The 12,887-nt window shown below is 74.8% G+C and carries 13 protein-coding genes; 4 read left to right on the top strand and 9 right to left on the bottom strand.

The window, feature by feature from the left end; translation table 11 throughout:
• Nucleotides 1–137: 137 nt before the first annotated feature.
• The 5 genes from ABZ714_RS24975 to ABZ714_RS24955 all read right to left on the bottom strand — a co-directional run bounded on the left by ABZ714_RS24975 (nucleotide 138) and on the right by ABZ714_RS24955 (nucleotide 4,479).
• On the bottom strand, nucleotides 138–965 hold the full coding sequence (locus ABZ714_RS24975) for a hypothetical protein (RefSeq protein WP_358827549.1): 828 nt from the start codon (nucleotides 963–965) through the stop codon (nucleotides 138–140).
• 406 nt (nucleotides 966–1,371) lie between these two features.
• The gene (locus ABZ714_RS24970; RefSeq protein ID WP_358827592.1) at nucleotides 1,372–2,211 is read right to left on the bottom strand and encodes an N-acetylmuramoyl-L-alanine amidase; all 840 of its coding nucleotides are present in this window, start codon (nucleotides 2,209–2,211) and stop codon (nucleotides 1,372–1,374) included.
• A gap of 165 nt (nucleotides 2,212–2,376) precedes the next feature.
• Nucleotides 2,377–3,027, bottom strand: a complete 651-nt coding sequence (locus tag ABZ714_RS24965; protein WP_358827548.1) for a class I SAM-dependent methyltransferase — start codon at nucleotides 3,025–3,027, stop codon at nucleotides 2,377–2,379.
• A 226-nt stretch (nucleotides 3,028–3,253) separates the two neighbouring features.
• Nucleotides 3,254–3,802: a hypothetical protein gene (locus ABZ714_RS24960; RefSeq protein WP_358827547.1), complete on the bottom strand. Its 549-nt coding sequence runs from the start codon at nucleotides 3,800–3,802 to the stop codon at nucleotides 3,254–3,256.
• 5 nt (nucleotides 3,803–3,807) lie between these two features.
• A complete protein-coding gene (locus ABZ714_RS24955) occupies nucleotides 3,808–4,479 on the bottom strand; it encodes a TetR/AcrR family transcriptional regulator (RefSeq protein ID WP_358827546.1) in 672 nt (223 codons plus the stop codon).
• A gap of 192 nt (nucleotides 4,480–4,671) precedes the next feature.
• On the opposite strand from ABZ714_RS24955, the gene ABZ714_RS24950 reads away from it, so the two are divergent.
• Nucleotides 4,672–6,246: an MFS transporter gene (locus tag ABZ714_RS24950; RefSeq protein WP_358827545.1), complete on the top strand. Its 1,575-nt coding sequence runs from the start codon at nucleotides 4,672–4,674 to the stop codon at nucleotides 6,244–6,246.
• Between the two features lie 301 nt (nucleotides 6,247–6,547).
• Here the strand turns inward: ABZ714_RS24950 and ABZ714_RS24945 are convergent, their stop codons facing one another.
• From ABZ714_RS24945 to ABZ714_RS24930, 4 genes are all read right to left on the bottom strand, one after another.
• A complete protein-coding gene (locus tag ABZ714_RS24945; RefSeq protein WP_358827544.1) occupies nucleotides 6,548–7,120 on the bottom strand; it encodes a response regulator in 573 nt (190 codons plus the stop codon).
• Between the two features lie 77 nt (nucleotides 7,121–7,197).
• Nucleotides 7,198–7,734, bottom strand: coding sequence for a hypothetical protein (locus ABZ714_RS24940; RefSeq protein ID WP_358827543.1), 537 nt, complete (start codon nucleotides 7,732–7,734; stop codon nucleotides 7,198–7,200).
• 92 nt (nucleotides 7,735–7,826) lie between these two features.
• Entirely contained in the window at nucleotides 7,827–7,991 is a 165-nt protein-coding gene (locus ABZ714_RS24935) for a hypothetical protein (protein WP_358827542.1), read from the bottom strand.
• 125 nt (nucleotides 7,992–8,116) lie between these two features.
• On the bottom strand, nucleotides 8,117–9,475 hold the full coding sequence (locus tag ABZ714_RS24930; protein ID WP_358827541.1) for a hypothetical protein: 1,359 nt from the start codon (nucleotides 9,473–9,475) through the stop codon (nucleotides 8,117–8,119).
• 400 nt (nucleotides 9,476–9,875) lie between these two features.
• Between ABZ714_RS24930 and ABZ714_RS24925 the strand changes: the two genes are divergently transcribed.
• The 3 genes from ABZ714_RS24925 to ABZ714_RS24915 are packed head-to-tail and all read left to right on the top strand — an operon-like array spanning nucleotide 9,876 to nucleotide 12,726.
• Nucleotides 9,876–10,715 (top strand): Nif3-like dinuclear metal center hexameric protein, encoded by an 840-nt coding sequence (locus tag ABZ714_RS24925; RefSeq protein ID WP_358827540.1) that lies wholly within the window; start codon nucleotides 9,876–9,878, stop codon nucleotides 10,713–10,715.
• Nucleotides 10,712–11,455, top strand: a complete 744-nt coding sequence (locus ABZ714_RS24920) for a C4-type zinc ribbon domain-containing protein (protein ID WP_358827591.1) — start codon at nucleotides 10,712–10,714, stop codon at nucleotides 11,453–11,455. Before ABZ714_RS24925 ends, ABZ714_RS24920 begins: the two co-directional genes overlap by 4 nt.
• Entirely contained in the window at nucleotides 11,455–12,726 is a 1,272-nt protein-coding gene (locus ABZ714_RS24915; RefSeq protein ID WP_358827539.1) for a bifunctional RNase H/acid phosphatase, read from the top strand. Before ABZ714_RS24920 ends, ABZ714_RS24915 begins: the two co-directional genes overlap by 1 nt.
• Nucleotides 12,727–12,887 lie beyond the last annotated feature (161 nt).

Raw genomic sequence — 12,887 nt, 5'->3', positions numbered from 1 at the left:
CGGTTCGGGCCGCTGTCCTGGCCTTGGTTTTCGGGTCTTGGTTCGCTGCCGTACGGGTACGGCAGCGGCCCCCCGCCCGGAAGGGCGAGGGGCCGTTCGGAGCTTCGGGCGGGGCGTCGTCGGCCCCCGCCACGGGCTCAGCCGCGCTGGATGCCGGTGGTGTCCTGAAGCACGCCCCGGCGACCGTCCTGGGTCTGGGCGATCAGGGCCTGGCCGCGCTGGTCGACGGCGAGGTACCAGGTGCCCGGCGCCAGTTCGGCGATCGGGGTCGGCGAACCGTCCTCCGGGTAGAGCGGCCGGGCCACCGGCACCGCGAACCAGAACGGCGCGAACTCGGGCGCGCCGCCCGGCGCACCGGCGGCCGGGGGAGTGGCGCCCTGCGGGCCGGGCTGCGGCCCGCCGAACGGCTGCGGCTGGCCGGGCTGGCCGCCGAACGACGGCTGCTGGGTGCCGGGGTAGCCGTAGCCGCCGCCCTGCGGCTGGCCACCGTACGGGGACGGCGCCGGGGCCGGGGCCGCCGCGCCGACCAGCGGGGCCCTGAACGCGGGGACGAGCTGGCCGCAGAGCGCGCCCGCCGCCAGCAGCAGCGTGGCGATGAAGCCGAGGATCAGCCCGGTGCCCGCGTCGAGGCTGAACTCGCCCATGTCGAAGGAGCCGGTCGGGTCGAAGATCGCGCCGAGGGCGGTCCAGGCCGCGAAGACCGTCAGCAGGACACCGATGTGGCCCAGCTCGATGCCGATGACCTTCGGCGCCCGGGGCAGCAGATGGGAGAGCGCGATCAGCGCGGCGCCGATGACACCGGCGAGATAGACGCCCAGCAGCAGGGCCCCGTTGTCCCAGGCGTTCGGCACGTCGTCACAGCTGCTTCCGGAGCAGTCGAACGTGTCGAGGAACGAGGCGATGAACAGCAGTACCGCTGCTCCGATCACCACGCCGTCGCCTCGTGTGAGGGAGCGGATGTTCACGTGTGAGTCCTTCGTCAATCGTCTCGGGTCGTCGTCGCATCGGGGCGTTCGGCGCGAGAGCGGGGGGTGACTCCCCCGTCACCCGGGTGAATCTATCGTCTGACGCGCGACGGCGTCTGCCCGGTATACGGACTCGTGGGGGCGGGAGTACGGGAAGGGACCGGATGGAAACCCGATCGGAATGGGATCGGGACCTGGGACGACGGGGCCGGGGCCGGGCGGAGGGCGGGGCGCGGACACCGGTCGCGCGGGCGATGTCCGGCGGTGCTGCCGACGGGGGAGAGAACCCGGTGCCCGTACGGCGTCCGCACTCCGTTCGTATGACTATCGGCGCGGCATTCGTCCGGCAATCGGCGGTGCGGGGGAGGGAGTGCGGCCCGGGAACCCGTACCCGGCGGGTGGATTGTCAGACCGGTGGACGCAGGAAGTCGCCGATCCCGGCCGCGAGCCCCTGGGCCGCCTTCTGGCGCCAGTCGGCGGCGGCGAGCAGTGCGGCGTCCTCGGGATCCGCCATATTTCCGCACTCGATGAAGACCTTGGGGACGGTGGAGAGATTGAGTCCGCCGAGATCGGTCCGGACCTGGAGCCCGGTACCACCGCCCAGGTAATTCGCCCGCCGGGCACCGGTGCTGAGGGCGAAGGCGTCGGCGATCCGCTCGCCGAGGGTCCGGGACGGTGCGACGATCGCGGTGGTGTCGGCGGCGCCGGAGGAGACCTTGCCGGGCAGGATCACATGGAAGCCCCGGTGGCCGACCGCCGAGCCGTCCGCGTGGACGGAGACGACGGCGTCTGCCTTCGCCTCGTTGCCGATCCGGGCCCGCTCGTCGATACAGGGGCCGTACGCCCGCGCGCCCGCCTCATGGGTGAGGACGACCTTCGCGCCCTCCCGCTCCAGCAGGACGCGAAGCCGCTGGGAGACATCGCGGGTGAAGGCGGCCTCGGTCGCGCCGTCGGCGGCGGCCGTGCCGGTGGTGTCGCACTCCTTGCGGTGGGTTCCGACGTCGACGAGCCGGTTGATCTCGGCGGTGTGCCGGAAGTTGCCGGGGTTGTGGCCGGGGTCGATCACCACGACCTTTCCGGCGAGCCGGCCTTCGGCCGTACCCCCGGTCCCGTCTCCGGTCCCGTCTCCGGCCGGGCTGCTCGCCGGGGCGGCGGTGGAGGCCGAAGGGGCGGCCCGGGGCCGGTCGTCGGCCGTATCGCCGCCGGACTGGCAGGAGACCAGTCCGGTGAGCGCGGCCGTCACCAGTACGGCGACGGCGCCGGTGACGGCGGGTCGTCGGCGGCGCGCCGGACCGGCGGTGCGTACGCCCGCTTTGGCCTGCTCGTGTGGCTCATGGGGCTCGGGCGACTCAGGCGACTCGGGTGGCTTGTGCTCATAGTGCGACACGACTGCGAGGGTAGACCCGGGAGGTCAGATTCCCGGGGCGATCCGCCGCAGGACACGGAGCGAGTCGGTCGCGGAGACCTCGGCGAAGGCGCCCGACGCGAGGGCCCGCAGATAGACGTGGTACGGCGGCCGGCCGCCGTCCGCCGGGTCGGGGAAGACGTCGTGGATCACCAGCAGCCCGCCGTCCGCGAGACGCGGCGCCCAGCCCTCGTAATCCCCCTGGGCGTGCTCCTCGGTATGGCCGCCGTCGATGAAGACCAGCCCGACCGGGGCCGCCCAGACCCGCGCGACCTGCGGCGACCGCCCGACGATCGCGATCACGTGATCCTCCAGACCGGCCCGCAGCAGGGTTCTGCGGAAGGTCGGCAGGGTGTCCATCCGGCCGACCTCCGGGTCGACCACCGACGGATCGTGGTACTCCCAGCCCGGCTGCTGCTCCTCACTGCCCCGGTGGTGGTCGACGGTGACCGCGACCGTCCCGGCGTCCCGCGCGGCGGCGGCCAGCAGGATCGTGGACCGTCCGCAGTACGTCCCCACCTCCACCAGCGGCAGACCCGGACCGGCCGCCGCCACCGCCGCCGCGTACAGGGCCAGCCCCTCCCCGGGCGGCATGAATCCCTTGGCCGCCGAGAACGCGGCGAGGACCTCCGGCGCGGGGGTGGGGGTGTGGCTCATGGCGGTTCCTTCGGTGGTGCGGGCGCGGCGGACGCCGCGATCGTTCGTACGGACGGCCCGGGTGCGGCCGTTCGGGCCATCCGGTCCGGCCGCCCATGGTGCACCACGGGAGACGGCCGCTCCGGGGCGGGTCGCTCCGGAACGCGGCGGCCGACGCGGACCAGGCCGCGCCCGGCTCACCTGGGAAAGCGGGAAAGGCGGGCCGGGCGCGGCCCCGGGCGTCGGGTCAGCGGCCCCGCCGCAGCCGTGCCGTATGGGCGTCGCGCAGCAACTCGGGCGCGCCCCGCCGGTGCAGCGGGGTCAGCGCCGACCAGACCCGCGCCCCGGCCGGCCGTTCGAAGTGGACGACGGTGGCCAGTGACACCTCGTCGCCCCGGACGTGGACGACGATATGACCGGTGATCATCCACGACCGGGCTTCGAGCAGGACCAGTCCGTCACGGCGTTCGGCGATCCGCCACCCGGCTATACGGTCCGGTGACGGCCCGCGCCGCAGCCGCAGTCCGAGGATGACCCGCCAGACGAACCAGCCCTTGCGGCCCGCGACCTCGTCCAGCGCCGTACGGGCCCACTCCTCGGGCGAGGTGTCCGACGCGCCCGGCGTGACCAGGGTGTAGACATCGCCGTAGTCGTGGCCGGGCGGGACGACGGCACTGATCGCCGGGGGAATGCCCGGCTCCTCGCGGATCTCCGGCGCGACGCTCCCGTTCCCCGGGGCGGCGCCCCCGCCGTCCGGTCCGCTCCGGCGGCCGGGACGGTCGGTACCTGTGGTCATCCTCGTCAACTCCTCGATCCGGTGGCGGGGGAGAGCCCGAGCACACCGGTGACGGCGTGCTCGGCGAGCAGTTCGTCGTACGGGGCCTGTCCGGCCAGCGCGACGACGGTTCCTTCGAGGGCGCCCACGAAGGCGAGCGCCAGGGTCCGGGTCGGCGGGCCGGGCGGGAGGGCGCCGGCGGCCCGGCCGGAGTCGATGAACCGGACGCAGTGCTCGACGAGTACGTCGTAGGCCCGTTCCACCGCCACTCCGACGGGATGGTCCTGGCCGGTGAACTCCAGCCGCAGGGCGATCGCGATCCGGGCCACCTCGCGGCGGCAGAAGACGGCATGGCCGCGCGCCAGGGTCAGCAGCGCCGCGACGGGATCGGGCTCCCGGTCGACGGCGTCGCCCACCTCCTCCTGCCAGGTGTCGAGCACCCAGCCGAGGGCGGCCAGCGTCAGCTCCTGCTTGTCCTTGAACTGGTGGTACAGGGCGCCTCTGGTGAATCCGGCGTCGGCGGCCACCTGTGCCAGGACGAGATTGCCGTAGCCGTAGCGGGAGAGCCCGCGGGCGGCCGACTCCAGCAGCGCGGCCCTGGTCCGGGCGCTGCGGGCCTGCGTCCCGCGCCCGCCACCGGGGCCCGGCCCGCCGGGCGCGGGCTGGCTGTCCGGACCGAAGCGATTCCGTACATGCATGTATGTATGTTATCGGGGCCCTGATCGGCCGCTCGATCGGCTCCTCTCCGATCGCTGTGCCCGGTACGGAATATGATCTCTCGTCATATATCGGCGGGTCCTGCTCCGTGCCCGGTGCGCGCCCGGGGGCGGAGCCGAGGGGTTGTCCACAGGGCGATGCGCGCGGCGGCGGTCACTGCGACCATGGCGGACATGTCCGAGTCTCCCCGACGGTCCCGCGTGCCGAACGAACCCTCCGCCGTCCCGCCGCCCGACGCCGCGCGGTCCGCCGCGCCCCGCCCCGGATCCGGGGCGGGGGCCGGCGCTCTGGCCGCCGCCGCGACCTCGGCCGCCGTGCCGCCCCCGGCGGTGCCCTTCCCGGCCGCGGCCCCGGACGCCGCGCCCCGGCGCCCGGGGCGCACCTGGCTGGTGCTGGCCGCGGCCTGCGCCGGTCAGTTCCTGGTCGTGCTCGACGTCTCCGTGGTCAATGTGGCCCTGCCGTCCCTCCGCTCGGACCTCGGACTCTCCACGGCGGCCCTCCAGTGGGTGCTCAACGCGTACACGATCGCCTTCGCCGGATTCATGCTGCTCGGCGGGCGGGCGGCGGATCTCTTCGGCCGGAGGCGGATGTTCCTGGTCGGCCTCGGGCTCTTCACCGCCGCGTCCCTCGCGGGCGGGCTGGCCCAGGAGGGCTGGCAGCTCATCGCCGCCCGCGCGGTCCAGGGCCTGGGCGCCGCCGTCCTCGCCCCGGCGACGCTCACCATCATCACCGCCGCCGTCCCGTCCGGCCCGGCCAGGACCCGGGCGATAGCCACCTGGGCCGCCGTCGGCGCCGCGGGCGGCGCTGCGGGCGGACTCGTCGGCGGGGCTCTGACCGAACTGCTCTCCTGGCGGTGGGTGCTGCTGATCAATGTGCCGATCGGTGTGCTGGTGCTGGCCGGGGCGGCGATCTCGCTCGCCGAGGGCCGCCGGGACCGGGGACGGCGGCTCGATCTGCCGGGCGCCGTGCTGGTGACCGCCGGTCTGGTCGCCCTGGCGTACGGCATCGTGGAGACCGAGACCGCCGGATGGGCCGCCGGGTCGGCACTGCTGCCCCTGGCCTCCGGGCTGGTGCTGCTCGGACTGTTCGTCGCCGTCGAGGCGCGGGCGGCGGCTCCGCTGATGCCCCTGAAGTTCTTCCGGTCACGGACGCTGAGCGCGGCCAACGCGACGATGCTGATGATCGGCTCGGCCTCCTTCTCCTCCTGGCTCTTCATGACGCTCTACGTCCAGAACGTGCTGGAGTACTCGCCGCTCAAAGCCGGGCTGGCGCTGATACCCAGCTCCATCAGCGTCGTCGTCGGCTCCAAACTGGCCCCGGCGCTGATGGCCAGGGCGGGGGCGCGCGCCGTCGCCGTGACCGGTGTCCTGGTGTCGGCGACCGGCTTCGGCCTGCAGTCGGCGATGACGGCGGAGGGCCACTACCCGACCATGATCCTCCTCCCGGGCGTGCTGATGATGCTGGGCGTCGGGCTGGCCCAGACCCCCCTCTCGTCCCTGGCCACCGCCGGAGCCCCGGCCGAGGACGCCGGACTGGCCTCCGGGCTGATCAACACCTCCCGCACGATGGGCGGCGCGCTCGGCCTGGCCGCCCTCGTCACCGTGGCCGCCGCCCGTACCGACGGCCGTACGTCCCCGGAGGCGTACACCGAGGGCTACGCCCTGGCGTTCCGCTGCGGCTCCGGGGTGCTGCTGGCCGCGGCGGTCCTGCTGCTCCTCTGGCTCCCACGCGGCGGCCGGGACGCGTAGGGCCTCTCTTCCGGATCTTGCCGGGGCTCGCGTGCCCTGGCGGCGCGGGTGGGGGTCCCCCGGGCGGAGCCCAGGGGGCGTACCCCCACCGCGGTGGCTCAATCCTCCGCCGTGCGATACACGGCACCGGACCCCGCTCACCATCCCGGCCTGATCCGGAAGAAGGACCCTGGAAGTCCGGCGGGGCCGGGTACGAACGGCCTGCTCGGGTGGGGGCGTACGCGGGGTGGCGCGGTGGCCGCGGGCGCGGGCGCGGGCGCGGGGGCGGGGCAGGCGACGGGCGGTGGGACAGGGCCCGGGGTCAGACGCCCTCGGCCGGGTCGGGTGCCGGGGGCGGGGTGCCGGCCGGGCCGGGCGCCGGGGCCTTGCCCGCGCGGCCGGTGCGGCGTGCGCGCCGCCCGCGTGGTGCGCGGGCGGTACCGGCCGGCGGCGACGGCGGTGGCGGTGCGAGGGCCGGGTCGATCACCTTCTCCCCGGTCAGGGACCGGCGGACCGCATGGACGAGGTCGTCGAGCGGGCCGTCCTTGACCAGGAGGCCCGCCGCGCCCGCCGCCAGGGCGCGTTCCGGATAGCCGGGGCGGGCGGAGCCGGCCAGGATCAGCACCCGGCAGTCGGGCATTTCGGCGAGCAGCCGGACCGTGGTGTCGAGGGCGTCCTCGCCGTCGGCCAGTACGGCGTCCAGCACGGCCACGTCCGCGTACCGGTCCCGGGCCGCGATCACGGCGTCCGAGCCCCGCTCCACCTCCGCGACCACCGTGAAGTCGGGCTCCAACCCCAGCAGCAGCGCCAGCCCGCCGCTGATCGTCCCCCGGTCCCCGGCGAGCAGGATCCGTACGGACACGGCCGGGCGATGATCCCGGGGCATTTCCTCCATATCGGCAGGGTATGTCGCGGCCCGCCCTCCGCGCGACACGGGCCGGACTCCTCGCCCCGTCCCTCACGACGCGTCCGTCACAGCTTGTCGCAGATCCCCCGGGCCGTCTTCAGATGCCCCTTCGCCTCGTCGTCGAGGGCGAACCGGCCGGCGATGATCGCCTGCGCCTTGCGGATGGCGTCGTGCAGCGGCTGGTGGGCCCGGTCCCTGTCCGCCGCCGCGCCGGAGGACGCGTAGGCGGCCGAGAAGCGGAGCATGGGTGCCTGGGAGTCCCCGGACTTCTTCGGTATGAGGGCCGACTCGTCGACCCCGGCCAGTGCCTCGCAGGCCGCGCGGGCGTCGTCCTTCGCGGTCGGACTCCCCGCCCGGCCGCTGCCGCCGTCGGCCTCGTCACCGGCGACGGCCCAGACGCCCCCGACCGCGCCCGCGCCGATCAGCAGACCCGCCAGCGCCGCCACGATCAGGGGCCCCTTGTCGCGCCGGGGCGGGTCCGGGGGAGCGGGGGCCGGTGGTCCGTAGGAAGGGCCGGGCGGTACGGGCGGCGGACCGAACGGTTCCGGCGGTACGGAGTTGCTTCCGGGCTGCTCGGGGGACGGCGGGCTCTGTGGCTGCATTCGCGCCACCCTACAAACCGGCCCGCAGATCGAAAGGCCCGGTCACGAAGGTGGAAGCATTTCGTGACCGGGCTCCGACGAACCGATTCCGGCTACCGCGCCCCGGGCTTGCGGTGCTTGCCGTGCGGCTCACCCGCGGAGTCGTCCGGAGCGGCCGGCCCCCGGTGCTTGCCGTGGCCCTCCGCGTCGGCGGCTTCGGCGTGCGGCCCGCCGCCCTGGGACTGGGCCGGGGGTGCTTCGGTACGGACTTCAGACATGGTGTGGAATTTCCCCGTCGTGGTTGCTGATCGTCGAACTTCACCGTTCACCGCGGTTCGCCGCCGGGCCGCCGGGACCGGAAGTCGCCGTCGAGCAGGCGAACTACGCGCAGGTCGGAGAGAGTTTAACCAGCCCGGCCGACACCCCTGAGTGGTGCCTGCTGCAACGGCACGGGCCGCAGCGCGACGGGGAGTTGCCCACCCGGGACCCCGGCCGTGACGGGCTCCGGGGACCCGGGGCCCGCCCCTTCGGCGGCCCCTCCGACGACGACCTCGACCGACTCGGCCACCTCGACCGACTCCGCCATGTCGGCTGCCTCCACCGCCTCGGCCGCCTCCGCCGTCTCCGCCCTCTCGGTCCGCCCCGCTACCTCCACTGCCTCAACTGCCTCCACCGACTCCGGTGGCGGTTCGGCCGGGGGCGTCAGCAGGGCCGTACCGCACGGCACCGCCGCCGTCGCGTACGGCAGCCGGAGCGTGCCCCGCTCGTCCCAGCGCCCGGCCCCCGGGAACCAGCCCGCGGGAGCGGCGCGTTGGTACAGCCGCCGACCCTCCGGCCGCCATACGCCCAGCCATCCGGCCCCCCGCGTCGCGACGGTGAACGCCACCGCGCAGCCCTCGGGCCGGAGCATCTGCCCCGGCTGCGCGGCGAACGGCGTCACCACCGCCGCCGGGACCCGCAGGCAGTCGGGGAAGCGCACCGGCCGCTCGCTGCCCAGTACGCCCCAGCCGATCCGCTCGTCGCCCGGCGCGTTCGAACGGACCACCAGCAGCCCGCTGTCCGGCTCGGCCAGCAGCAGCCGGTCGTCGCTCTCCGGGGCGATCTGGAGCAGCGGGGAGACCTCGCCGCCGCGTTCCAGGTCGACCGCGACCGCCTTCACCGGCCCGTCGTCGTGCCGCCGCTGGTCGAGGGCGAGCAGTCGCCCCGTACGGTCGAGCCAGACACCGCCGGCGCAGCGGCCCGGGACCTCCGCGACGAGTTCGGGCCCGAATCCCCGGTCGGCCAGCTGCCAGACCGCCGTCGACGTCCGGCCGGGGACGAGGACATGCGCACGGGTACCGCAGGGCGTCGGCGGGAGCAGCCGGACCTCGCCCGGGACGCCCGGCGGTGCCTCCACCCCGCCCAGCGGCAGCTCGCCCGTCTCCGGCCCGGTGGGGTAGAGGAGGGAGAACAGCCGCCGCCCGCCCACCCGGCGGTGGATCAGCACCCGCCCGTCGGCCAGCGGCAGGACCTCGGAGTCCCGCTCCTCCGGCTGGTGCGCGGGGAGCGGTACCGCGTACGGCTCCGGTCCGCCGAGGGTCCACCGCTCCGGGAACAGCGCGTCGTCCCGGCCCGCCAGCCGGGCCGCGTAGGCCCCGTCGGCGGAGAGTACGAGCCGTGCGGAAACGGGCGTACGAACGGGCTGGCCGCGGCCCTTCCGGGCGGCCGTGCTCGGCAGCACGATGGTGGATGTCGCCGTCGTCTCGACGGTACAGGCTGTCATCGGTCCGTCACCTCCGGCCACGAAGCTAGATTTCGCACTTCCTGCCGAACAACGCCGTACCGGTCACTTCACACAAATGGGCGACGGCCGGGTGATTCGGCGCCGGATGAGGGACGGGATGTGCTGCCCGGGCGGATGGAGCAGGAGGGTCCCGAGCCTTGACCGCGTTGAGCTGGAACGTTTCAGCATCGGGTGGGCCCGGCGCTCGGCCGCGGGAACGGCCGCCGACCGTTCCGGGCCGTACGGCCTCTCGGCGGCGGGCCCCGGAGTCCGCCGCCCCCGGACTCCCGGCCCGGGAGGCCGGGAGCCTCCGCCACCCGGACCGGCCGGTGTGATGATCGGGCCGGAGTTGTGGACAGGGCAGGCCGACGGGTGACGGGGCGCGGGTAACCTGTGTCCCGTGCCCCGCCTCTCCGAAGTCATCGCCGCCCTCGACGCCCTGTGGCCCCCCGAGCGGGCCGAGCAGTGGGACGCCGTCGGGACCGTCTGCGGCGACCCCGATGCCGAGATCGACCGGGTGCTGTTCGCCGTCGACCCCGTCCAGCGGATCGCGGACGAGGCGGTGGCCCTCGGCGCCGGTCTTGTCGTCACCCACCACCCCCTCTATCTGCGGGGGACGACGACGGTCGCGGCGGACCATTTCAAGGGCCGGGTCGTCCACACACTGATCAAGAACGACATCGCGCTCCATGTCGCGCACACCAACGCCGACACCGCGGACCCCGGTGTCTCCGACGCCCTCGCGGGCGCGCTCGATCTGCGGGTCGTCGGACCCCTGGTGCCTGACCCCACCGACCCCTCGGGCCGCCGGGGCCTCGGCCGGATCTGTGAGACGCCCCGCCCCGAGACCCTCGCGGCCTTCGCCGAGCGGGCCGCGAAGCGCCTCCCGGCGACCGCCCAGGGCATCCGGCTCGCGGGTGACCCGGACGCCACGGTGCGCCGGGTCGCGGTCAGCGGCGGCTCGGGCGACAGCCTCTTCGACGCCGTCCGCGCCGCGGGCGTGGACGCCTTTCTCACCGCCGACCTCCGCCACCACCCGGTCTCCGAGGCCACCGAGCACTCCCCGCTCGGACTGGTGGACGCCGCGCACTGGGCCACCGAGTGGCCGTGGTGCGAGCAGGCCGCCGCGCAGCTCGACGCGATTTCCGACCGGCACGGCTGGGGCCTGCGCGTCCATGTCTCGGCCACGGTCACCGATCCTTGGTCATCCCATACCTCTTCCTCTGGAGCCCCCAACTGAACGCCGCGCCCGCCGACCAGATCCGACTTCTCGACGTCCAGAACCTGGACGTACGCCTCTCGCAGCTCGCTCACAAGCGGATGTCGCTGCCCGAGCACGCCGAGCTGGAGTCACTGACCAAGGACCTCGCCCAGCTCCGCGATCTGCTGGTCGCGGCGCAGACCGAGGAGAGCGACACCGCCCGCGAGCAGACCAAGGCGGAGCAGGACGTCGACCAGGTGCGCCAGCGAGCCGCCCGCGACCAGCAGCGGCTGGACTCGGGCGCCATCACCTCCCCCAAGGATCTGGAGAACCTCCAGAAGGAGATCGTCTCCCTCGCCCGCCGCCAGGGCGATCTGGAGGACGTGGTCCTCGATGTGATGGAGCGCCGCGAGGCCGTCCAGGAGCGGGTCGCCGAGCTGACGTCCCGGGTCGAGTCCGTCCAGGCCAAGGTGGACGACGCCACCGCCCGCCGGGACGCCGCCGAGCGGGAGCTGGACGACCAGACCGCTACGGTCACCAAGGAGCGCGAGGCCGTCTCCGCCGCCGTCCCCGCCGATCTGCTGAAGCTGTACGAGAAGCTCCGCGTCCAGCAGGGCGGGGTGGGCGCCGCCCGGCTCTACCAGCGCCGCTGCGAGGGCTGCCGGCTCGAACTGAACATCACCGAGGTCAACGACGTCCGCAAGGCGGCGCCGGACACCGTGGTCCGCTGCGAGAACTGCGGCCGGATCCTGGTCCGTACCGGCGAGTCCGGGCTCTGATGGCTACGTTCGTCGTCGAGGCGGACGGCGGATCCCGGGGCAACCCCGGCCCGGCGGGCTACGGCGCGGTGGTCCTCGACGCCACCACCGGCGAGACTCTCGCCGAGGCCGCCGAGTTCATCGGCGTCGCCACCAACAACGTCGCCGAGTACAAGGGCCTGATCGCCGGGCTGCGGGCGGCCCACGGGCTCGCGCCCGACGCGACCGTCCGGGTCCGGATGGACTCCAAGCTGGTCGTCGAGCAGATGTCGGGCCGCTGGAAGATCAAGCATCCCGATATGCGCCCGCTGGCGGCGGAGGCGGCGGAGATCTTCCCCCGCTCGGCCGTGACGTACCAGTGGATCCCCCGGGAGAAGAACAAGCACGCGGACCGGCTCGCCAATGAGGCGATGGACGCGGGCAAGCGGGGCGAGCAGTGGGAGCCCGCGCGCTCCACGGCGGCGCTCGCCACCGCCGGGACGTCCGCCGCGGAGTCCCGGACCGTGGGCGACGCCGCCGCGGGCGCCGCCAAGGCGCGGGCCGCCCTCCGCACCACTACGCCCGAGACCGTGCCCCCGGCCGCGGCGGCCGGGGACCACGTCAACGGTACGGATCTCACCACCCCCGCCGCCGCGCCCCTGGGCTGGGCCGCCCCCGCCGACCTCGGCGCCCCCACCACCTTCGTCCTGCTGCGCCACGGCGAGACGGCGCTCACGCCCCAGAAGCGGTTCTCGGGCAGCGGCGGCGACGATCCCGAGCTGTCCCCGGCCGGGCTGCGGCAGGCGGAGGCCGTGGCGGCGGCACTGGCCGCCCGCGGCACGATCCAGGAGATCGTCAGTTCGCCGCTGAAGCGCTGCCGGCAGACCGCCGAGTCGGTCGCGGCCCGGCTCGGGCTCGACGTCCGGGTCGAGGACGGGCTGCGGGAGACGGACTTCGGCGCCTGGGAGGGGCTCACCTTCGGCGAGGTCCGGGAGCGCCATCCCGACGACCTCTCCGCCTGGCTGGACTCCGCGAAGGCCGCGCCGACCGGCGGCGGCGAGAGCTTCGCCGCCGTCTCCCGCCGGGTGTCGGCGGCCCGTGACCGGCTGATCGCCCGCTCGGCCGGGCGTACGGTCCTGGTGGTCACGCATGTGACCCCGATCAAGACCCTGGTCCGGCTGGCCCTCGGTGCCCCGCCGGAGTCCCTGTTCCGGATGGAGCTGTCGGCGGCGTCCGTCTCGGCGGTGGCCTACTACGGCGACGGCAACGCCTCGGTACGCCTCCTGAACGACACGTCCCACCTCCGCGGCTGACCCGCCGTCCCCCCGTGCCTCCGGGCGCGGGGGTACGGGAACCCCGGCCCCGCGTGCCCCTTCGACCAGGGGCGCGGCGGGGCCGTGGTACTGCCGGGGCGTGGGCACCTCCGGCCGCCCGGCGCGCTGTTCGGTGGAGCACCCCGCCTCAGGGCGGCCCG

It is taken from the genome of Streptomyces sp. NPDC006798 (assembly GCF_040635975.1).
In the GTDB taxonomy this organism is placed as follows: Bacteria; Actinomycetota; Actinomycetes; order Streptomycetales; family Streptomycetaceae; genus Streptomyces.
Note: the sequence above shows the minus strand (reverse complement) of the source record. Positions and strands in the feature narration are given on the sequence as shown.